The following is a 22,295-nucleotide window of genomic DNA, read 5'->3' as shown; positions in this document are numbered from 1 at the left end:
TTGTCTCTCGCCAGCGCCTTGTTCAGGCAAGCGCGGCGGGGTCGGTCACGCTGTTCGATGCATAGACCGGGAAGCGGGCACAGACTTCCTCGACCTTGCCGCGCACCTCGGCTTCCACCTTGGCGCTCTCGCCGGTGGACAGCGCGTCGAGCAGATCACAGATCCAGCCGGCCAGTGCCTCGCATTCCGCCTCGCCGAAGCCGCGCGTGGTGGCGGCCGGAGTGCCGATGCGCAGCCCGGATGTCACGAAGGGACTCTGCGGGTCATTCGGCACGCTGTTCTTGTTGACGGTGATATGGGCGCGGCCCAGTGAGGCATCCGCGTCCTTGCCGGTCACGCCCTGACGGATCAGCGAGACGAGGAACAGGTGGTCATCGGTACCGCCGGAGACCACGTCATAGCCGCGCGCCATGAAGACCTCGGCCATCACGCGGGCATTGGCGATCACGCGGGCCTGATAGCTGACGAAGTCCTGGCTCATCGCTTCCTTGAAGGCCGCGGCCTTGGCGGCGATGACGTGCATCAGCGGGCCGCCCTGCTGGCCGGGGAAGACGGCGCCATTGAGCTTCTTGTGCAGCGCTTCATCACCGGTGGCGGAGAGAATCAGGCCACCGCGCGGGCCGCGCAGCGTCTTGTGCGTGGTGGTGGTGACGACATGGGCGTAGGGCAGCGGGCTCGGGTAGTGACCCGCCGCGACCAGACCGGCCACGTGGGCCATGTCGACCATCAGCCAGGCGCCGATCTCGTCGGCGATATCGCGGAAGCGACGCCAGTTGACCACCCGCGAGTAGGCGGAGAAGCCGGCGATGATCATCTTCGGCTTGTGCTCGCGCGCCAGACGTTCCATTTCCTCGTAGTCCAGCTCGCCGCTCTCGGTCAGGCCGTATTGGATGGCGTTGTAGTGCTTGCCGGAGAAGTTGGGCGCCGCGCCGTGGGTCAGGTGGCCACCATGCGCCAGGCTCATGCCGAGGATGGTGTCGCCCGGCGAGACGAGTGCCATGAACACGGCCGCGTTGGCCTGGGCGCCGGAGTGCGGCTGCACGTTGGCGTAGTCACAGCCGAACAACGCACAGGCGCGCTCGATGGCCAGCGTCTCGACCTTGTCGACGAATTCGCAGCCGCCGTAGTAGCGCTTGCCGGGATAGCCTTCGGCGTACTTGTTGGTCAGCTGACTGCCCTGAGCCTCCATCACCAGCGGGCTTGCATAGTTCTCGGAGGCGATCAGCTCGATATGCGCTTCCTGACGCGCTGTCTCTTCGAGGATGGCCTCGGCCAGTGCAGGGTCGAGTCTGGCCAGTCGGTCATCACGGGTGTAGCCATGTTGCTGAGACATTGCGCGCCTCCGGTAAGCGGATCGTTGTTGTTGGAGTGGATCGATGAAGGGTGATCAGTGTTCGTCTGTTCGCTCAAATCCTGTCGAGTCAGCCGGCGCCAAGGCCATGGGTGGCTGTCTTGACCCGATACTAGCCCTGCCCCCCTGCGGCAAACTGCTTGTCAGCGTCACCCCGCAGCGCGAATGCGACATCGGCAGGCAAAAGCGACATCTCGACGGCCCGCGCAGAGCTGCTGCGAATAGTGGCTGCCCGCCACTGGCGCTACACCGAAGCCCCTGCGGGCAGGTATGCTAGACACCGATATCGTGCGATCAGGCGCCGGATGACGACTGATCCATGCAAGCGCGCGCCTGAGGAAGGGAGTTGAGAATATGCTGATGGAATTGCTGGCGGTGATGGCACCGGTACTGTGTGGCGCCGCCATCGGCTTCTTCTGGGTCAGGCTGGGCAACGACTACCCGATGGCCTTCGTCACCCGGCTGGTGCTCTACATCGGCACGCCGGCGCTGATCCTCAATGCGCTGGGTAGCGCCGAGATCGACAACTCGAGCTTCCTGCGTACGGGCCTGGCGACGCTGTCCGTGATGGCTCTGCTGCTGGCGCTGAGCTGGCCCTTCGCGCGCCTGATCGGCAAGCCCTGGAAGGTCGCGGTGGCGCCGTTGCTGTTCTCCAACGTCGGCAACATGGGCCTGCCGGTCTCGCTCTACGCCTTCGGTCAGGCCGGCTTCGCCTACGCCATCACCATCATGGTCACCATGTCGCTGCTGCAGTTCACCCTCGGCGCCTGGCTTGCCAGCACCAGCGGCAACCCGCTGCGCAGCGTGGTGCGCTCGCCGACCATCTGGGCCAGCATCGTCGCCACCCTCATGCTGCTCTGCGATGTGCACATGCCGCGCTTCGTCGCCAACAGCCTGGAGTTGATCTCCGGCTTCACCGTGCCGCTGATGCTGATCACCCTGGGCGTGTCGCTGGCCAGCATTCGCGTCAGGAATCTGGCGGCGGGCGTGGGCTTCAGTGTCCTGCGCATTCCCTTTGCCGCCCTGTGTGCCTGGGGGATCGGCACCCTGCTGGACCTGCCCCCGCTGGCGCTGCATGTGTTGACCATGCAGATGGCCATGCCGGTGGCGGTCTACAACTACATGTTCGCCCAGAAGGCCGGGCGTGAGCCGGAGTACGTCGCTACGCTGGTATTCTGCTCGACGCTCGCCGCCTTCCTCTATCTGCCCATGCTGCTGGCGGCGATGGGGGCGACACTGGGCTGAGCAGACTGCGGCTGCCCGAGCATTTCCGCAGTGAATGACAGGCACAAAAAAACCACGCGAGCCTGAGCTTGCGTGGTCGTGTGACACCTTCCTGCGGAAACTGCCGTGCCGTGAAGAAGACGGTATTGCACCATCCCGATATTGAGCAGCACGGCGCTTCCTGTTGCGACGATCAGCCTTGTAGTCCTGCTGGCACCCGCTCCCGGCCTGGAGGTGGCGCACTGTTCCCCTGTGTCATCATTGCCCTTTTGACCAAACCCGTGACTGGAGTGGCAGTCGTGGACCTGACGTGAACGCTCTCCGCTCTCGACCCGCAGCTGAAGGTGGCATGCAGCCCAACGGGGCCTTGTGCTTATGGCACCAGGGCAAACCCTGGCATGGCCTGGCGGGACTTCCCGCAGAGCCCCCTGCACTGCATGCGCTCATTCACGTGGCAACATCTGAAGGGTAGCCCCGAAGTCGTCTGCACCTCCAGATGGTTTGTGCCGTCTTCCTGCGCGAGTCGACTTGCTCATGAACCTGAGCATGAAGTCTTAGAGCACTCATGCCGAGCAGACTGTCAGCGCACCTCGGGCGTGGCGGCTGGCAGTCCCGCCAGGCCCTCGGCCTGCTGCTGACGCAGCTGGGCCAGCGTTGTCACGGCATGTCCCCTGGCTTGCCATTCGGCGCGCTCATCATCATCGGCCCGAATGATGAAGCGTCCAAGCAGGGTGTAGAGCAGCCCCAGCAACGGTGACAGCCAGCAGGCGAAGGCCAGCGGAATGTACAGCAGCCCCTCCATGCCCGCGCCACCGGCCATCAGCCCCAGTGAACTGACCACCACCGCACCACCGGCATTCCAGGGAATCAGCGGTGAGATCAGCGTGCCACCCTCTTCCAGTGAGCGCGACAGATTGAGCGTCGAGTATCCCTCACCGCGATAGATCGGCGCGTACATGCGCCCCGGCAGAGCGATGGAGAGGTAGGGGTCGCCCGCGATGACATTGGTCAGCGCCGCCGTGGAACTGGCCGCGACCTGCAGACCGAAGATACCGCGCACCTTGACCAGCACCGCGGCACACAGCGCCTCCAGACAGCCGATGATTTCCAGCAAGCCCCCGAAGGCCAGTGCGATCATCACCAGCAGGATGACCCAGGCCATCGACATGATGCCGCCGCGATTGAGCAGGCTGTCGATCTCGCTCACGCCGGTGCTCAAGGCGTAGCCGCCCTGCATATAGCCGAACAGTGCCTTGACCGCCTCGCCCTGTACGCCGAATGCCACGACCGCCCCGGCCAGCACCCCGACGAACAGCGCCGGGAGTGCCGGCATGCGCGCAACGGCCAGTGTCATCACCAGCAGCGGCGGCATCAGCACCCACAGATTGAAGGTGAAGTGTCCGGAAAGCCCTTCGGTGATGGCGGTGATGCGCTCGAGATCCAGCACCTGACCGGCGGCGAGCAGGTTGCCGGCGATCAGGTAGATCACCAGTGCGATCAGCATGGCGGGAATGGTGGTCGGCATCATGTTGCGGATGTGCGCGAACAGATTCACACCCGTCACCGCCGGCGCCAGATTGGTGGTATCCGACAGCGGCGAGACCTTGTCACCGAAGAAGGCGCCGGACACCACCGCACCGGCGGTCCACCACGGCGGAATGCCGAAGCCGGCCCCGATGCCCATCAGCGCAAGCCCCACCGTGCCCACGGTGCCCCAGCTGGTACCCAGCGCTACCGAGACCACCGCGCACAGCAGCATGGCCGCCGCCAGGAAGTATTCCGGCGAGACCAGCTTGAGTCCGTAGTAGATGATCATCGGCACGCTGCCGGAGGCGATCCAAACCCCGACCGTCATGCCGACCAGAATCAGGATCGCGATGGAAGGCAGGCCGACACGCACGATGCGCATCATGCCCTCTTCCATCGCCGACCAGCCGTGGCCCAGCTTCCAGCCGACCAGCGCCGTCATCGCGACGCCACAGATCAGCGGTACGTGCGGAGTGAATTCACCGAAGACAAACAGTTGCAGGGCCAACACGGCCAGCGTTGCCAGGATAGGCAAGCTGGCCATGGGCAGGGAGGGGCGTTGCGGTGCATCGACATCACGAGTCATGAGACATTGCTCCATTAGCCAGTTTTACTTGTTGTACCCCCACGCTAACCGACCCATGTCCCGACAGATGACTGACAGCGTCACCGGCCTCCCTGTATGCGACATCGTCTACGACTTTCCGCCTATCACTTGCGCGAGATTCATTCACCTCGCCGGGGACTGTCACCAACTTCATCTTGTGGTGAAAAGACGCTCTCCACTAGAACCTCAGATCCTCAGTAATCGATCACCACATCGCCATTGGGCACACTGCAGCAGGACAGGATGAAGCCTTCGGCGACGTCTTCATCGGTGATGCCGCCGTTGTGTTCCATCTCGACCTCGCCCGAGACCTTCTGCACCCGGCAGGTGCCGCAGATGCCCATGCCGCAGGCCTTGGGAATATGCAGGCCGAGCTTGGCGGCGGCGGCGTGGACGGTCTCGCCCGGGGCGATCTGCACCGACTTGCCGGTGGCGGAGAACTCGACCCGCGTGAGATCGGAGCGGTCCAGCTCATCGGCCAGCACCTCGGCCTGTTCGGCCTGCTCGATGGCCTCTTCCTCGACATCGACCGGCGTGGCACCGAAGGATTCCTCGTGATAGCGGCTCATGTCGAAGCCGTGGCTGCGCAGCAGATGCTTGACCGCATTCATGTAGGGCGTGGGGCCACAGCAGAAGATCTCGCGCTCCATGAAGTCCGGCGCGATCATCTCGAGCATCGCATCGGTGAGATAGCCGCGATAGCCGGACCAGGTCTGGCCGGTCTCGAAGCGTTCACAGATGACGTGCATGTTGAACTCCGGCACGCGGGAATCCATGAACTCGAGCTGACGCCAGAAGATGATGTCGCGCGGGCTGCGCGCACTGTGCACGAAGGAGATGTCCACATTGGCATTGGTATCGAAGTACCAGCGCGCCATCGACATCAAGGGCGTGATGCCCACGCCACCGGACAGCATCAGAATGCGTTCCGCCGGGTAGTCGATGCAGTTGAAGTTGCCGACCGGGCCGTGCACCGCCAGCACATCGCCTTCATTGAGGTTGTCGTGCAGCCAGTTGGAGACCAGCCCGCCCGGCACGCGCTTGACGGTGATCGAGAAGCTGTAGGGCACCGACGGTGAGCTGGAGATGGTGTAGGAGCGCATGATCTGCTGGGCATCGATCTCGAGCTCCAGGGTCACGAACTGCCCCGGCTTGAAGAAGAACATCACCGGCTGTTCGGCCATGAAACAGAAGGTGCGAACGTCCCAGGTTTCCTGAATGACCTTCACGCAGCGCACGCTATGTCGACCGTTGGTCCAGGTCTGCGTCGTAACTGGATTGAAGTTGCTGAGAGTGGTGCTCATGAAGGCCTCGCTGGGCATGTTGTTCTTGGAGACATGTTCTTGAAGAGACAGTGTCAGGCCACCCTGCGCTGCGTGCGCGGCCAACGGTGGGACATGCTCAGGATTGTCGAGTCAGCGCCCGGCAAGCATTTATCCGTGCACGACAGAAACATGCCCGATCACTCCAATCCCGCCCCCGCAGCGCCCTGCCGCCGCCTCATCGCTACGCCTGCCTGTGCCTCAAAGCCCCTGCGCAGACGACCGGCGTCGGAAATACATCATTGAGCGTCGCCATCAGACATAAGTCGTGACTTGACCTCAGCCACACTGCGATCCATGCGTGGCAATGCCACTCAGATGTCATGCGGACTGCCTGAACTTCCACGCTGACTATCCTGTCGAGCGAGCGGCACTCTGCCTGCGCCGCCCTCGACACCCGAACCGACCAGGACGGGATGACGCACCGCGCGATGCATTGGCACTCCCTCATGGGGCCCCGATGTAGCCCCGCGGTGCTGCCCGGCAATGGTCTGTTCACTCGTTCCCTCTGTCCCGGCTTCACAACAACAATGATCAGCACACTCACTCAACCCAAGGCGACCCTGCTCCCGGCGCCTACCGACCGTGCGAGGACACCGCGATGAGCGACTTACTGGAACACGCTCAGGATCAGCAGCGTCAGGCGGTACGCGAGGCCGCCGCGCGGCTTCTAGAGGCCCGCAGTCCCGGCTACACCCTGCCCCAGCCCTTCTACAATGATCAGCGCCTGTTCGATCTCGACATGAAGGAGATCTTCGAGCGCGAGTGGCTGTTTGCCGGTCTCAGCAGCGAGATCCCGCTCAAGGGCAACTTCATGACCATGGATGTAGGCAACAGTCCGATCATCATCGTGCGCGGTGACAACGGGGCCATCCATGCCTTCCATAACGTCTGTCGCCATCGCGGGTCCCGCCTGTGCAGCACCGAGCGTGGCAAGGTCGCCAAGCTGGTGTGCGGCTATCACAAGTGGACCTATGAGCTGGATGGCCGCCTGCTGTTCGCCGGTTCCGACATGGGTACCACCTTCGATACCAGTGAATACGGCCTGCACCCCGTCCACGTGCGCTCAGCCGGCGGCATGCTGTTCATCAACCTCGCCGAGCAGCCCGAGAACTGCGAGCCGTTCTTCAAGACGCTGGAGTTCTACCTCAAGCCCTACGACATGGAGAACGTCAAGGTCGCGGCCAGCTCCTCCATCATCGAGGAAGGCAACTGGAAGCTGGTGATCGAGAACAATCGCGAGTGCTATCACTGCGATGGCTCCCACCCGGAGCTGCTCAACACCCTGCAGGAATTCGATGACACCGATGACCCGCGTGCCACCGAGGCCTACAAGGCGCTGGTCGCCAAGAAGCAGGCCGACTGGGATGCCGAGAAGGTGCCCTATCAACTGGTGCGCTTCGGTCGCCGCAATCGCATGACGCGCACGCCGCTGCTGGAAGGCACCGTCTCGATGACCACGGACGGCACCCCGGCGTGCAAGAAGCTGCTGGGTCGCCTGCAAAGCCCCGACATGGGCTCGCTGCGCATCCTCAACCTGCCCAACTCCTGGAACCACTTCATGGGCGATCATGCCGTGGTCTTCCAGGTCGACCCGATCGGCCCCCTCAAGACCCGCGTGACCACCAAATGGCTGGTGCACAAGGACGCGGTGGAAGGTGTCGACTACGACCTGGCGAAGCTGCGCAAGGTGTGGGACGCCACCAATGATCAGGACCGTCAGCTGGTGGAAGAGAACCAGCGCGGCGTCAACTCCAGCGCCTATCAGCCCGGCCCCTACTCGGCGACCTTCGAGTTCGGTGTCGTCGACTTCGTCGACTGGTATGCCGAGCGCATGCAGGAAGCGCTCAAGGGACAGCAGGAGCCGCATCTGCAGCTGGCCTGAGGGCTTGAGTCCTTGAGTCCTCGAAACCTGAGACTCTGAAAGACAGGCAAGAAAAAACCCGCCACCGGCAAGCCGGTGGCGGGTTTTTTTGGCTTTCACTCGGGCAACACGCCGATGGCGGGTCACCCGAGAGGTACTACGGCTGGATTACAGCTGCGTGTCCAGGCTCATCATCAGGCTGAGCGCCATGACGATGATGATGGAGAAGCCGAACAGCTTGCGTGCCCAGGAGGCATCAGGCTGATCCTTGAGGCGCCAGGCGGCCAGATACAGCCACCAGCCACCCGTGACGGTCGCGACTACCAGATACCAGATGCCGGTATATCCCCACAGTGTCAGCAACAGCGACACCGGGATGAAGCCGGCAATGTACCCCGTCACTACACGCTTGGCATGCTCCATGCCTCGCGCTACCGGGAGTACCGGAATATTGGCGGCCCGATAGTCATCGACACGAAACATGGCAATCGCATAGGAATGCGGCATCTGCCACATGCTGAAGATGATCAACAGCAGCAGCGCCCCCATGTCCGCCTGACCGGTGACGGCCAGGTAGCCGACCACTGGCGGCGCAGCGCCGGACAGTGAGCCGATGAGGGTGCCATACACCGAGCCACGCTTGAGCCACATGCTGTAGGCCCCGACATAGATCACGAAGCCCAGCCCCACGGCGATCATCGCCATGAGATTGGTCATCGCGGCCAGAAGCCAGAAGCCTGCAAGGCCCAGCACGCTGCCGAAGACGAAGGCCCCCTTCAGCGAGATGTCGCCCTGCACCAGAGCACGGCCCTGGGTACGTGCCATGTGGCGGTCGATATCGCGATCGATGCAGTTGTTGAACACACAGCCTGAGGCCACGATCAACGCCACCCCGACCAGGGTGGCGATGAACAGCGCCCAATCCACCTCACCACCGGAAGCGAGAAAGAAGCCGCCGCTGACGGTGATCAGGTTGCCGAAGATAATGCCCGGCTTGGTGGTACGCAGGTAGTCCTTGATCATCAGGCTCACGCTATCAGATGGGCATCATGTTCTGATTCAGCTCGATCATGATCCATATGGAACCACCAACGACGATTGCCACGATCACCACGGTGAACAGCATGGCCATGACATTCCAGCTCTGCTCCTTGGAGCCGTCCAGGTGCAGGAAGAAGTACAGCTGCACGAAGACCTGAGCGATGGCGAAACCGTAGATGGCCCAGATCACGCCGACACCCGGATCATCCATCATCATCACCATCCCGAACGGGATGATGGTCAGGATGATGGAGAGAATCAGACCGGTCACGTACTGCTTGACGCTGCCGTGATTGTCGTTGTGGTCGTTGTTGGAATGGCTCATAGCATCACTCCTGTGAGATAGACGACGGTGAAGACGCAGATCCAGATGACGTCCAGGAAGTGCCAGAACAGGCTGAGCATCATCAGACGACCGCGATGCACTTCCGTCAGACCTTTCTTCTTGACCTGGAAGATCAGCAGCGCCATCCAGATCAGACCGACGGTCACGTGCAGACCGTGGGTGCCGACCAGGGTGAAGAAGGCAGACAGGAACGCGGACTTGTCCGGACCCTGGCCGTTCACGATCAGGTGGTAGAACTCATAGATTTCCATCGCGATGAAGCCTGCGCCACAGGCGAAGGTGATCATCAGCCACTTGATCACCGCGGAGCTGTCTCCGCGGTTCATGCCCAGCATCGCCAGGCCGTAGGTGAAGCTCGAGGCCAGCAGCAGCGCGGTCTCGACCAGCACGAAGTTCAGCTCGAAGATCTCGGCGCCCGTCGGGCCACCGGCATACGCCTGGCTCAGTACCACGTAGACCGCGAACAGCATCGCGAACAGGATGCAGTCGCTCAGCAGATAGAGCCAGAAACCGAAGACCTTCAGGCCGTTGGTATCGTGATGCTCGTGATCGTCATGGGCGTCATGCGCCCCATCGTGAGATGTCATTGCATTATTCGCCATGATTACCCCTGAACCACTGTGTCGTTAGGTGTGCGGGCGCTGGGCAGGGCGCGACGCTCGCGACCCTCACGCTCGACACGCTCCACTTCCTCGACGGACACGTAGTAGTCGATGTCGTAGTTGAAGGAGCGCACGATGAAGGTAGCGATCATGCCGACCAGCCCGACCACGGCCATCCACCAGATGTGCCAGATCAGTGCGAAACCGAACACCAGGCTGAAGGCGGAGATGATGACGCCAGCAGCGGCGTTGCGCGGCATGTGGATCGGCGCATAAGGCTTCTTGGCCTCCTGCTCGATGCCACGTTCCTTCATTTCCCAGAACTCGTCGAGCTCGGAAACCTGCGGCTCGTGAGCGAAGTTGTAGAACGGTGCCGGTGAAGTGGTGCTCCACTCCAGGGTACGACCGCCCCAGATATCGCCAGTGGTGTCCTGCAGCTGCTTGCGGTTCTTGATGCTGACCGCGATCTGGATCACGGTGCACGCGATACCGATCAGGATCAGGACAGCACCGATGAAGGCGACGACCAGGTACGGCACCCACAGCGGGTTGTCGACGTGCTGCAGACGACGGGTCATGCCCATGAAGCCGAGGATGTACAGCGGCATGAAGGCGAGGTAGAAGCCAGTGATCCAGAACCAGAAGGAACGCTTGCCCCACTTCTCGCACAGCATGAAGCCGGTCGCTTTCGGGAACCAGTAGGTGATACCGGCCATCGCACCGAAGACCACGCCGCCGATGATGACGTTGTGGAAGTGGGCGATCAGGAACAGCGAGTTGTGCAGTACGTAGTTGGCGCCCGGAACGGCCAGCAGAACGCCGGTCATGCCACCGATGGTGAAGGTGACGATGAAGCCCAGGGTCCACAGTACCGGAGAGGTCATTTCGACGCGACCGCGGTACATGGTGAACAGCCAGTTGAAGATCTTCACACCTGTCGGGATCGAGATGATCATCGTCGCGATACCGAAGAAGGCGTTCACGTCAGCGCCGGCACCCATGGTGAAGTAGTGGTGCAGCCAGACGATGAACGACAGGACGGTGATGACGAGAGTCGCCCACACCAGCGAGGTGTAACCGAACAGCTTCTTCTTGGAGAAGGTGGCGATGACTTCGGAGAACACACCGAAGACCGGCAGCACCAGGATGTACACCTCAGGATGGCCCCAGGCCCAGATGAGGTTGACGTACATCATCATGTTTCCACCAAGGTCATTGGTGAAGAAGTGGAAGTCGAGGTAGCGATCGAGCGTCAGCATCGCGATGGTAGCGGTCAGAATCGGGAAGGCCGCGACGATCAGGACGTTGGCGCACAGTGCGGTCCAGGTGAAGACCGGCATCTTCATCAGGGACATGCCCGGCGCACGCATCTTGAGGATGGTGGCGATGAAGTTGACACCTGTCAGCAGGGTACCGACACCGGAGATCTGCAATGACCAGATCCAGTAATCCACCCCGACCCCGGGGCTGTAATTGGCCCCCGACAACGGCGGATAGGCCAGCCAGCCAGTCTTGGCGAACTCACCCAGACCCAGAGAGATGTTGACCAGCAGCGCGCCGACCACGAACAGCCAGAAGCTGAGCGAGTTCAGGAACGGGAAGGCCACGTCACGTGCGCCGATCTGCAGCGGCACGACAACGTTGATCAGACCGATGACCAGCGGCATCGCCACGAAGAAGATCATGATCACGCCGTGGGCAGTGAAGATCTGGTCGTAGTGATCCGGGGGCAGATAGCCCTGACCACCACTGGACGCCAGCATCTGCTGGGAACGCATCATGATCGCATCGGAGAAACCACGGATCAGCATCACCAACGCGACGATGATGTACATCATGCCGATCTTCTTGTGATCGACAGAGGTGAACCACTCATTCCACAGGTAGGCCCACTTTTTCTTTACCGTGATGAAGCCGACAAGGGCTGCACCACCGAGGATTACCGCCGCAAGCACGATCATGATGATCGGCTCGTGATACGGAATCGCCTCTAATGTGAGTTTTCCAAGCATTGCTTATTCCTCGGTTGCCATCGCAGATTCAGCGTGACCAGAAGCGTCATGATCGGACATGCCGTCTTCGGCGCTGTCGTGATGCATTCCACCCTTCTTCATGTGGCGCATCTGATCATCGCTCATGCCCAGCTCCATGCCGTCCATGTAGGGCGCCATGATCTGCTCATACAGGTTCGGCTTGACCTGACCATAGAAGGTCGGGGCGACGTCCTCGCTCGGCTCCTTGAGAGCGGCAAGACCAGCGTCATCCAGCACCTTGCTGCTGCCGCGTGCCTTCTCGATCCAGGCGTCGAAGTCGCCTTCGCTCATGACATGCGCCTTGAAGTGCATGTCGGCGAAGCCGGCGCCGCTATAGCTGGCAGAGATACCGTCGTAGGTACCCACTTCACTGCCGATCAGGTGCAGACGGTTTTCCATCCCCGCCATTGCATAGATCTGGCTACCGAGCTGCGGGACGAAGAACGAGTTCATCACCGTGTCGGATGTGATGTGGAAGCGAACCTGACGATCCACCGGCATGGCCAGTTCATTGACCGTCGCGATGCCCTGCTCCGGATAGATGAACAACCACTTCCAGTCCATGGACACGACCTGCACCTCGATCGGCTCACCGCCGTCGACGATCTCGGCACGCGGGTCCAGCTCGTGCGTGCTCTTCCAGGTCAGGATGCCCAGAGCGAGGATGATCAGGCACGGAATGCCCCAGACCACGATCTCGATCTTGGTGGAATGCGCCCAGTTGGGCGTGTAGGTCGCCTTGCTCTGCTTGGTATCGCGATAGCGCCAGGCGAACCACAGCGTCATGAAGATGACCGGGATAACAACCACGAGCATCAGGTAGGTAGCAGTCAGGATCAGCGACTTTTCGGATTCACCGATAGGCCCCTTGGGATCGAAGAGTACGGCGTCACAGCCGGACAGCATCAATAATCCCGCGAGGATAGGGAGTCCCCGCAGAGCCCCCCGCATTAGGCTTTTTCTCATCTCACGACCTCGTTGGAACACGCCATGGCGTCATGACGAGCCCACATGTGGAACACAGCGTTCGAAGAAATGACCAACAGGAAGCCGTCGATCTTTCGAACGAAATCAGAAGATTTCCCGCAGGCGGGCACAGGATAGAGAAAAGACAGGGGGGCTGACTACGGGGCAGGATGACGCACCAGGGGCCACATGCGGATGACTTCGGCCATCCGGTGCGCGCCAATCATGCCTTGAGCGGCATGAGTTCTCTCACGCTCGAGGGAGGTTAAAGCAGCGGGATCGGAGGGGGAAGCCGACACTCACGGCAATGATGTCGCGACAGTGCATGCCTTGCAGGGCCAGACAGCTCGTCATTCACCGGCCTTCTCCGCGATGCCAGCCCCCCTGCCCTGCTTGATGATGCCCGTGAGAATCACGACCTTGTCGCGTCACAATTCAGTGCATCCCCACAGATGTCCTCGCCATCGGCGCACCAGGTGGCGTCGAAGCAACCACTACCGCCACACGATACTGCGCAACAAAACCCCAATAAACAGCCACCAATTGAAATTAAATGCCAAAAATTGTACCGATAAGCCTTTCAAAAGTTGCTGAAGTACTCCCCCAACCCGGGCGAGAGAGGCATTTTCCCGACATGATACTTGTATGAGGCCGGCGTTCATTGACGAGAAAACATGCATCATTATCGATCATTACCTGACAGGTAAATGCACCATGATGCGTCTCACATGATGCTGGCATTCCCGATCAACAGGGGACACTTTTTCGCAACCTTGGCATGCCATTCTCATGATCAATGCCGAACCAAATGGCCTGATGAGTGTCATTTTCCGTCATTCATTTACGCGGACTCACCACCTTTCTGCCAGATGACGCCCAGCCTTCCATCATAAAAAATACACAAATAAACACACCTCAGAAACTCTCTGGTTACCAATTTTGCACAAAAATCCGGTTTCCCGCCCCCATTGTGTGACTTGAGTCAGACAAGGAATGAACTCGACCGCGGCGTCAGGAACAACATCCTCGAAAAAGGTCAAGACCTGCGACAATTGACCACACCAAAAATAGGGACAATGATCTGGGAGAATTTCCCGGGGCCTTTTCCACGCCCAGCGGCCACACAGGTCTCTCTTCACCAGCACCATCGGCCTGAGGTCAGGCGCGATTCGCGTTCCCCATCAGCGATGATTCGCGGCCGCCACTCGCCGCGACGGCCAGATTCTCGAGCTCTCGGTCTAGCGGTCTCTTGGCTTGCCGGGTCTCTTGGCTTGCCGGGTCTCTTGGCTTATCGGGCTCTGGGCCTGGCGGGCTCACACTCTCTCCAATGTCAGGGCCGTGCGACATGCTGCCTGAGCGGGTCGAGAGCCATGCCCTGAAACGCCCGCTTTGCGATGACAGCTCTGCGATGACAGCTCTACAGCTACAGCTCTGCAATGACAGCTCTACAACAACAGCCCTGCAACGAGAGCCCTACCATGACTGCCTCCTCGACCACGCATTCCCTCATCGCCGCCGACCAGCTTCCCGCAGGCATCCTCTATCGCCTGTTCTCGGGCAGCATCGCGCCCCGGCCGATCGCCTGGGTCTCGACCATCGATGCGGCAGGCAACACCAACCTCGCGCCCTTCTCGTTCTTCACCATCGCCAGCATCAATCCGCCGGTGCTCGCCTTCAGCCCGCTGCGCAATGGCGAAGGCAAGACCAAGGACACCCTCAACAACCTCGGGCAGGTCGCGGAATGCGTCATTCACATCGGTGGCGAGGCGATGAGCGAGGCGCTCAATCTCACCAGCGCCAGTCTCGCCGCCGACGAGGATGAGTTCACCCACGCGGGCCTGAACAAGGTGGCCATGCCGCCGCTTGCGGTCCCGCGCGTGGAGGGCGCCCCGATCGCCTTCGGCTGTCGACTGCGCGACATCATCTCGTTCGGTGATCAGCCGCTGGCCGGTTCACTGGTGCTGGCCGAGGTGGTGGTGATGCATGCCGACGCAGCGGTCTGGGATGGGCGGCATGTCGACAATGAGGTGCTGCGTGCCATCGGGCGCATGGCCGGCAGTGACTATGCACGCACGGATAGCCTGTTCAGTTTACAGCGCCCCGAATGACTTTCCGGCACGGATAGGAAATCCATAAACCTTAATACAATCAATGCCTTTCAGCGCACGACAAGGATGGCTCAAGGTTTGACGCCACCACCTGCAACTGGCAGAAAGGCGCATGTTGCACAAGGCTTCAGACCAAGGTCTGAACGCTTCCACCAGGCGGGACAAGGTCCCTCATTCTGACTCGAGATGCCCACAGGAGCGGCTATCGAAAGAAAACATACGAGGTAACTCCATGTCATCGAATCCGTATGTGACGGATTACCAGATCGGTCAGGACAATGTTCAGCGACTCGGGCTGGATGTCCACAAGCCGGTCTTCACCATCAGTGCGCTGCTGATCGTAGGCTTCATCCTGTTCACGCTGCTGATGCCCGAGTCGGCCGAGTCGGCACTGGGCGGCGCCAAGGCATGGTCCATCACCCATGGTGATTGGCTGTTCATGCTCTCCAGCAACTTCTTCATCCTGTTCTGCCTACTGCTGGTCCTGCACCCGGTCAGCCGCCTGCGTCTGGGCGGACGCGACGCCAAGCCGGAATTCAGCCGGATGGCCTGGTTCGCGATGCTGTTCGCGGCCGGCATGGGCACCGGCCTGATGTTCTGGGGGGTCGCCGAGCCAGTGGCGTACTACACCGACTGGTCCGGCACGCCACTGAACGCACCACCGCGTACGCCGGAAGGCGCAACGGCGGCACTCTCGGCCACCGTCTTCCACTATGGGCTTCACCCGTGGGCCATGTATGCCGTGATCGGCCTGTCGCTGGCCTTCTTCGCCTACAACAAGGGCCTGCCGCTGACGCTGCGCTCGGTGTTCTACCCCTTGCTGGGTGAACGTGTATGGGGCTGGAGCGGCCATATCATCGATATCGTCGCGGTGCTCGCCACCCTGTTCGGCCTTGCCACCTCTCTGGGGCTGGGCGCGGCACAGGCGGCCTCGGGGCTGGACCATCTGTTCGGCATCGGCGATGGGCTGGTCAGTCAGATCGGCGTGATCGTGGCGGTCACGCTCGCGGCCATCTACTCGGTGAGTCGCGGCCTGGATGGCGGCGTCAAACGCCTCTCCAATCTCAACATGATGCTGGCCGCGCTGCTGGTGGTGTTCCTGTTCATCGTCGGCCCGACCATGGACATCATCACCGGACTCGGCACCACCAGCGTCGGCTATCTGGAATATCTGCTGCCGCTCTCCAACTGGATCGATCGCCCCGACGAAGGCTGGTTCCATAGCTGGACCATCTTCTACTGGGCCTGGTGGATTTCCTGGTCGCCGTTCGTCGGCATGTTCATCGCGCGTATCTCGCGCGGACGCAGCGTGCGCGAATTCGTCACCGCCGTGCTGGTGGTACCGACCCTGGTCACCATCGTGTGGATGACCGTCTTCGGCGGCACCGCACTGGAAGAGGCACGAGCCGCCGGCAGCGAGCTGGCCCAGGGCATCGACACTCCCTCGATGGCCATGTTCCAGATGTTCGACAGCCTGCCGCTGTCCTCCATCACCTCCTGCGTCGCCATCGTGCTGGTGCTGGTGTTCTTTGTGACCTCCTCCGACTCCGGCTCGCTGGTGATCGATTCCATCACCGCCGGTGGCAAGCAGGATGCTCCGACGCGCCAGCGCATCTTCTGGGCAGCGGCCGGCGGCCTGATCGCCTGTGCCCTGCTGTATGGCGGCGGCAGCACCGCACTGAGTGCGCTGCAGGCGGGCGCCATCTCCACGGGACTGCCCTTCACGGTGGTGCTGCTGGTGATGTGCTTCTCGCTGTTCCGCGGTCTGCGCTGGGAGAAGCGCGAATACGATCGCGCCAACGCAGCGACCTGAGCCACTGCGCGCAGTGAAAAGAGGCGAGTGAGCACCCACGCAAAAGGGCCTGTCAGTCGACAGGCCCTTTTGTTCATCTGGCAATCAGTGTCAGCGCGCGGCGCGCAATCTTTCAGGAGTGCCGCGCCTAGCGCAGTCCCGGCAGCAGATACTTGTCCAGCGCCTGGCGCACCGACGGCAGCAGGATATCGGAGTGCATCACCAGCTCGCGCACCAGTTCCTGCAGGCCCGGCACGCCCACCTCGGCATGCTTTCTGAGTGCCATGCGCGCGCAGGTATCCGCGCAGGCATGCTCGGAAATCTGCACGCCCAGCGCCACCAGCCGCTCACGAAAGTCTTCGTGATCAATCAGCTCCACGATCATCATCGTCATTCTCCTTGCTCGCTGACGGCGGGCATTGTCATTGGTATTGACCCACTCTGTTCTGAGCATAGCCTTTCTGAGGATAGCCGAAATGCACGACGGGCTGTCTCCGACATTCTGGTCAGACCGGGGCGCCCTCTGCGTGCCTGCCCACGCCACTGGCGTAGGCATTTGCGTCAGGCGCGTCTGGCTCGGTTGCGGTCTATTGCCTCGATCTATCCGCTCGGTCCAGCCCGCTTGCCATGTCCGCCTCACATGTCTGCTTCAGCTCTCCACACCCGCCGAGGCGGGTTCGGCTCTGGCCAGACGGCAGGCGGCGTACTTGAACTCGGGAATCTTGCCCACCGGATCGAGCGCCGGATTGGTCAACAGGTTGGCGGCGGCTTCGGCGTAGCAGAATGGCACGAAGACCATGCCGGCCGGCGTCAGCGGATCGGCGCGGGTAGCGAGGGTGATCTGGCCACGTCGCGTGGTGATCGAGAGCGGCTCGCCCGGCGTGATACTCAGGCGCTCCAGCTCCACCGGATTGAGCGTGGCCACGGCGGCCGGCTCGAGATTGTCGAGTACCGCCGCGCGGCGCGTCATCGAGCCGGTATGCCAGTGTTCGAGCTGACGGCCGGTGGTCAACACCGTCGGATAGTCGTCATCCAGCGTCTCATCCGGCGGCGTGGGCCAGGTCGGTACGAAGCGGGCACGGCCGCTGGCGCGCGGGAAGCCCTCGCCGAATACCACATCCTCGCCCTCGCCCCCCGGCGTCAGGCACGGATAGGTCACCGAGTTCTCCTCGGACAGCCGCGCCCAGTCGATGTTGTCGAGGGAATCCATGCCTTTTTGCATCTCGGCGTAGATCTCCTCCGGCCCGGCGTAATCCCAGTCAAGCCCCATGCGCCGCGCCAGCTGCTGGGTGATCCACCAGTCCGGCTTGGCCTCGCCCGGGGCGCGCAGTGCCGCCCGGCCACGCTGCACCTGCCGGTTGGTATTGGTGACGCTGCCGTCCTTCTCCGGCCAGGCGTACGAAGGCAGCACCACATCGGCGAACTGTGCCGTCTCGGTGACGAAGATGTCCTGCACCACCAGGTGCTCCAGATGCGCCAGCGCGCTGCGCGCATGCTCGAGATCCGGGTCCGACATCGCCGGATTCTCGCCGAGAATGTACATGCCGCGGATCTGATCGGCGTGGATGGCGTGCATGATCTCCACCACCGTCAGGCCCGGCGTCGCCGAGAGCGGGGTCTGCCACAGCGCTTCCAGCCGCTCGCGCGCCGCCGTGTCGCCCACCGGCTGATAGTCGGGGAACACCATCGGAATCATCCCGGCATCCGAGGCACCCTGGACATTGTTCTGACCGCGCAGCGGGTGCAGGCCGGTGCCTTCACGCCCGACATGACCACACACCAGCGCCAGCGCGATCAGGCAACGCGCGTTGTCGGTGCCGTGGGTGTGCTGCGAGATGCCCATGCCCCAGAAGATCATCGCGCGCCTGGCGGTCGCGTACTCGCGGGCCACGGCGCGAATCTCTTCTGCCGCCACGCCACACAGCGGCGACATCGCCTCCGGCGTCAGCGCCGCGACATGCTCCGCCAGCGCGGCGAAGTCCTCGGTGTGTGCCTCGATATAGGCCTGATTGGCCAGCCCCTCGCTGATGATGACGTTGAGCATGGCATTGAACAGCGCCACGTCCGCCCCCGGCGTGAACTGGATCGAGCGATGCGCCTGACGACGCAGCGCCAGCGCACGCGGGTCGATCACCACGATGCGTGTGCCACGCTTGGCGGCGCGCTTGAAGAAGGTCGCCGCCACCGGATGATTGACGCCCGGGTTGCAGCCGGTCAGCACGATCAGATCGGACTGCTCGGCCTGCATGAAGGAGGCGCTCACGCCGCCCGAGCCGACGCCTTCCATCAGCGCCGCCACCGAACTTGCATGACACAGACGCGTACAGTGATCGACATGGTTGGAGCCGAAGCCGGTGCGCACCAGCTTCTGGAACAGCCACGCCTCCTCGTTGGTGCACTTGGCGCTGCCGAAGCCCGCCAGGCTGTCGGGGCCATGCGCGCGCTTGAGGCGCATGAGCCCCTCGGCCGCGACCTCGAGGGCCTCGTCCCAGCTGGCCTCACGGAAGTGGGTCAGCGGGTGGGCGGGGTCAAAGTTCGCATCCAGCCCCTTGGCTACGCCGTCACGGCGGATCAGGGGGCGGATCAGACGCTCCGGATGGCGCGGATAATCGAAGCCGAAGCGCCCCTTCACGCACAGCCGGCCGTGGTTGGAGGGCCCGTCGCGGCCACTGACCGCGATGATGTTGTCCAGCCGCGTATCCGCGACGCGCTGTCGGCGCTTGTCAGTCTTGAGGGAGTCGCCGTCCGCCATGCCCTGCTGGGCATCCGCCAGGGTCGCGACCGGCTGGCCCTCGACACTCAACGCCTCGCCGCTGCCGCGACTGACCTGATACTCCAGCTGACAGCCCACGCCGCAGTACGGGCAGATGGAGGCGACGCGCTCATCGACGGCGGCGCTGTCGCCGAAGCCCTGCTCATCCACCTGGGCGGCAGGCATCAGGGCGCCGGTCGGGCAGGCCTGCACGCACTCGCCGCAGGCGACGCAGGTGCTGTCGCCCATCGGGTCCTCGAGATCGAACACGATGCGCGTATTGCTGCCGCGCCCCGCCAGCCCGATCACGTCATTGACCTGTACCTCGCGACAGGCGCGCACGCACAGGCCGCAGCTGATGCAGGCATCATGATTGACCGCCATCGCGGTATGGGAGTGATCGAGAGCGCTGGCCTGCGTCGGCAACCACTCCTCCACCGTATCCCCCAGCCACTCGCGGACCGTCTCGCGGGCGCCGCACAGGGTCTCGCGAGCGCGCCCGACATCCACCGCCAGCAGCTCGGCCATCGCCATGAAGTGGCTGCTGACATCGGGGTTGTGCGCCTCGGCGGGCATATCGGCGGCGAGCAGCTCCACCACCATCGCACGCGCCTCGCCGGCACGCCGTGAGCTGGCACTGCGCACCACCATGCCCGCCCGCGCCTCGCGGATACAGCTGGCGGCGAGAGTGCGCTCGCCATCGATCTCGACCATGCAGGCGCGACAGTTGCCATCGCCGCGATAATCCGGCGCTTCGCTGTAGCAGAGATGGGGAATCGTCTCACCGGCACGCTTGGCGATCTTCCATAGCGTCTCGCCGGGATAGGCCGTCACCTCCGCACCATCCAGCGTGATGGTGAAGCCATCCTCGCGCAGCGGCTGATCATCCGAGGATGAGTTGCCCAACCCTGTCAGCGCATTCATGCCTCACCTCCCGTGGCGTCAGCCGCATGGCTCGTGGCGATCAAGCGCACCCCGCTGCTGGCGAGGGTCTCCCGGAAGTCCTTGAGCAGGCCGAGCACCGGATTGGGCGCGGCCTGACCGAGCCCACAGATCGAGGCGTCCATCATCACCTGCGACAAGCGCGTCAGTAGCGTCTCATCCCACTCATCGCCGCTGAGCGCCGCCAGCATCTGACGCGTGCCGACACGACACGGCGTGCACTGGCCGCAGGACTCGTCCATGAAGAAGCTCATCAGATTGCGCGCCACCGCTGCCAGATCGTCCTTATCCGACAGCACCACCACCGCGGCCGAGCCGATGAAGCAGCCGTGGGCCTGCAGGGTGTCAAAATCCAGCGGCAGGTCCGCCTTGCTGGCCGGCAGAATGCCGCCGGAGGCGCCGCCGGGCAGATAGGCACGCAGACGATGGCCGTCGGCCATGCCGCCGCCATATTCCTCGACCAGCTCGCTGAGCGTGATGCCGGCCGGTGCCAGATACATGCCCGGGCGTCTGACGCGCCCGGAGAGCGAGAAGCTGCGCAGCCCCTGACGTCCCTGACGGCCGGCCGCGACGTAGTGGTCATGGCCTTCGCGATGGAGCCGCGCGATCCAATAGACCGTCTCGACGTTGTTGACCAGGGTCGGGCGACCGAACAAGCCACATTGCGCCACGAAGGGCGGCCGCTGACGCGGCTTGCCGGGCTTGCCTTCCAGCGACTCGATCAGTGCCGATTCCTCGCCACAGATATAGGCGCCGGCGCCACGCCGCAGCTGGATATAGCCCGGCGCGACGAGGCCTGCGGCTTCCAGCTCCGCGATGCACTCGCGCAGCACCTCATTCAGGGTCGGGTATTCGTCGCGCAGATAGAGGTAGAGCGCCTCGGCCTCGATGGCATGCGCACTGGCCAGCGCGCCCTCGAGGAAGGTGTGCGGCTCACGCTCCAGATAGCAGCGGTCCTTGAAGGTGCCGGGCTCGCCTTCATCGGCATTGATCACGCAATAGCGCGGCCTCGCCTCGGCACGCACGAAGCCCCACTTGCGAAACGTCGGGAAGCCCGCCCCGCCCAGGCCACGCAGACCGGCCTGCTCGATCATCTGCGCCAGGTCCTCGATGCTGACCTCACCGCCATCCAGCGCGGCGAGCAGCCCATAGCCACCACTGGCGCGATATTCCGCCAGCCGCGGATAGTCGAGACTCGCTGCCGGCGCGGCATGCACATGGCCTTCGGCAATCGCCGCCGTGACGCCTTGCACGCTGGCGTGGCCGAGATGGTAATGCCCGACCTCCGCCACCGGCGCACTGTCGCAGCGCCCCATGCAGGGCGCACGCAGCACGCGCACCTGTTCGGGGTCCAGCCCCGAGGCGAGACCGGCGCGCAAGGCCTCGGAGCCGGCCAGCTGGCAGGACAGCGAATCACAGACGCGCACGGTCAGCGCCGCGGGCGGCGTCTCGCCATCGCGAACCACGGTGAAGTGGGCATAGAAGGTGGCCGTCTCGTAGACCTCGGCCATCGGCAGGCGCATCCACTCGGCCAGCGCGCGCAGATGGGCCAGTGTCAGGTAGCCGACCTCATCATTGAGCACATGCAGATATTCGAGCAGAAGGTCACGCTGCGCCGGGGCATCGCCCAGCAGGCGCTGTACCTCGGCCCAGGCCTCGGCATCCAGCGGACGGCCGCGCAACTGGCTGCGCGAACGGCGGCGAGCGACAGGTGTCGGCTCGGTCAGGGTCTCAGGCGTCATGGCGGCACCACGGTGTTGTTATTGGGCAGGAGCAGGCAAGGACTGGCGTATCGCGCGAGGAGTGAAGTCTCGGGCG

General features: G+C 62.8%; 15 protein-coding genes. 4 read left to right on the top strand and 11 right to left on the bottom strand.

What is annotated here, in order from left to right; all coding sequences use genetic code 11:
• Positions 1-22: 22 nt before the first annotated feature.
• Positions 23-1,333: a serine hydroxymethyltransferase gene (gene glyA / locus LCW13_RS02330; protein WP_043333140.1), complete on the bottom strand. Its 1,311-nt coding sequence runs from the start codon at positions 1,331-1,333 to the stop codon at positions 23-25.
• A 372-nt stretch (positions 1,334-1,705) separates the two neighbouring features.
• On the opposite strand from glyA, the gene LCW13_RS02325 reads away from it, so the two are divergent.
• The gene (locus tag LCW13_RS02325; protein ID WP_043333141.1) at positions 1,706-2,596 is read left to right on the top strand and encodes an AEC family transporter; all 891 of its coding nucleotides are present in this window, start codon (positions 1,706-1,708) and stop codon (positions 2,594-2,596) included.
• A gap of 559 nt (positions 2,597-3,155) precedes the next feature.
• Here the strand turns inward: LCW13_RS02325 and nhaC are convergent.
• Together nhaC and LCW13_RS02315 are read right to left on the bottom strand one after the other, a co-directional pair.
• Positions 3,156-4,688, bottom strand: coding sequence for a Na+/H+ antiporter NhaC (gene nhaC / locus LCW13_RS02320; protein WP_052384475.1), 1,533 nt, complete (start codon positions 4,686-4,688; stop codon positions 3,156-3,158).
• Positions 4,689-4,903: 215 nt separating this feature from the next.
• Positions 4,904-6,013 carry a hybrid-cluster NAD(P)-dependent oxidoreductase gene (locus LCW13_RS02315; RefSeq protein ID WP_043333184.1) on the bottom strand — a complete coding sequence of 370 codons (1,110 nt, stop codon included), beginning with the start codon at positions 6,011-6,013 and terminating at the stop codon, positions 4,904-4,906.
• Between the two features lie 619 nt (positions 6,014-6,632).
• Here LCW13_RS02315 and LCW13_RS02310 point away from each other — a divergent pair.
• Positions 6,633-7,916: an aromatic ring-hydroxylating oxygenase subunit alpha gene (locus LCW13_RS02310; RefSeq protein ID WP_043333142.1), complete on the top strand. Its 1,284-nt coding sequence runs from the start codon at positions 6,633-6,635 to the stop codon at positions 7,914-7,916.
• Between the two features lie 147 nt (positions 7,917-8,063).
• On the opposite strand, the gene cyoE is transcribed toward LCW13_RS02310, so the two are convergent.
• The 5 genes from cyoE to cyoA are packed head-to-tail and all read right to left on the bottom strand — an operon-like array spanning position 8,064 to position 12,868.
• Positions 8,064-8,918: a heme o synthase gene (gene cyoE / locus LCW13_RS02305; protein WP_043333143.1), complete on the bottom strand. Its 855-nt coding sequence runs from the start codon at positions 8,916-8,918 to the stop codon at positions 8,064-8,066.
• A 13-nt stretch (positions 8,919-8,931) separates the two neighbouring features.
• Entirely contained in the window at positions 8,932-9,261 is a 330-nt protein-coding gene (cyoD, locus tag LCW13_RS02300) for a cytochrome o ubiquinol oxidase subunit IV (protein WP_043333144.1), read from the bottom strand.
• The gene (gene cyoC / locus LCW13_RS02295; protein WP_378080002.1) at positions 9,258-9,869 is read right to left on the bottom strand and encodes a cytochrome o ubiquinol oxidase subunit III; all 612 of its coding nucleotides are present in this window, start codon (positions 9,867-9,869) and stop codon (positions 9,258-9,260) included. Before cyoC ends, cyoD begins: the two co-directional genes overlap by 4 nt.
• A 17-nt stretch (positions 9,870-9,886) precedes the next feature.
• Positions 9,887-11,896 (bottom strand): cytochrome o ubiquinol oxidase subunit I, encoded by a 2,010-nt coding sequence (gene cyoB, locus LCW13_RS02290; RefSeq protein ID WP_052384476.1) that lies wholly within the window; start codon positions 11,894-11,896, stop codon positions 9,887-9,889.
• A gap of 3 nt (positions 11,897-11,899) precedes the next feature.
• Positions 11,900-12,868 (bottom strand): ubiquinol oxidase subunit II, encoded by a 969-nt coding sequence (gene cyoA, locus LCW13_RS02285; protein WP_084589337.1) that lies wholly within the window; start codon positions 12,866-12,868, stop codon positions 11,900-11,902.
• A gap of 1,493 nt (positions 12,869-14,361) precedes the next feature.
• Between cyoA and LCW13_RS02280 the strand changes: the two genes are divergently transcribed.
• Positions 14,362-14,991 carry a flavin reductase family protein gene (locus LCW13_RS02280; RefSeq protein WP_052384477.1) on the top strand — a complete coding sequence of 210 codons (630 nt, stop codon included), beginning with the start codon at positions 14,362-14,364 and terminating at the stop codon, positions 14,989-14,991.
• A 232-nt stretch (positions 14,992-15,223) separates the two neighbouring features.
• Positions 15,224-16,804: a BCCT family transporter gene (locus tag LCW13_RS02275; protein WP_043333147.1), complete on the top strand. Its 1,581-nt coding sequence runs from the start codon at positions 15,224-15,226 to the stop codon at positions 16,802-16,804.
• 127 nt (positions 16,805-16,931) lie between these two features.
• Here the strand turns inward: LCW13_RS02275 and LCW13_RS02270 are convergent, their stop codons facing one another.
• The 3 genes from LCW13_RS02270 to LCW13_RS02260 form a co-directional block, all read right to left on the bottom strand.
• Positions 16,932-17,171, bottom strand: coding sequence for a hypothetical protein (locus tag LCW13_RS02270; RefSeq protein WP_043333148.1), 240 nt, complete (start codon positions 17,169-17,171; stop codon positions 16,932-16,934).
• Positions 17,172-17,432: 261 nt separating this feature from the next.
• Positions 17,433-20,459, bottom strand: coding sequence for a molybdopterin-dependent oxidoreductase (locus tag LCW13_RS02265; protein ID WP_153635090.1), 3,027 nt, complete (start codon positions 20,457-20,459; stop codon positions 17,433-17,435).
• Positions 20,456-22,219: an NADH-ubiquinone oxidoreductase-F iron-sulfur binding region domain-containing protein gene (locus LCW13_RS02260; RefSeq protein WP_052384562.1), complete on the bottom strand. Its 1,764-nt coding sequence runs from the start codon at positions 22,217-22,219 to the stop codon at positions 20,456-20,458. Before LCW13_RS02260 ends, LCW13_RS02265 begins: the two co-directional genes overlap by 4 nt.
• Between the last annotated feature and the right edge of the window lie 76 nt (positions 22,220-22,295).

The organism is Cobetia amphilecti (genome assembly GCF_020217465.1).
In the GTDB taxonomy this organism is placed as follows: domain Bacteria; phylum Pseudomonadota; class Gammaproteobacteria; order Pseudomonadales; family Halomonadaceae; genus Cobetia; species Cobetia amphilecti.
This window is presented reverse-complemented; position numbering and strand designations above follow the sequence as displayed.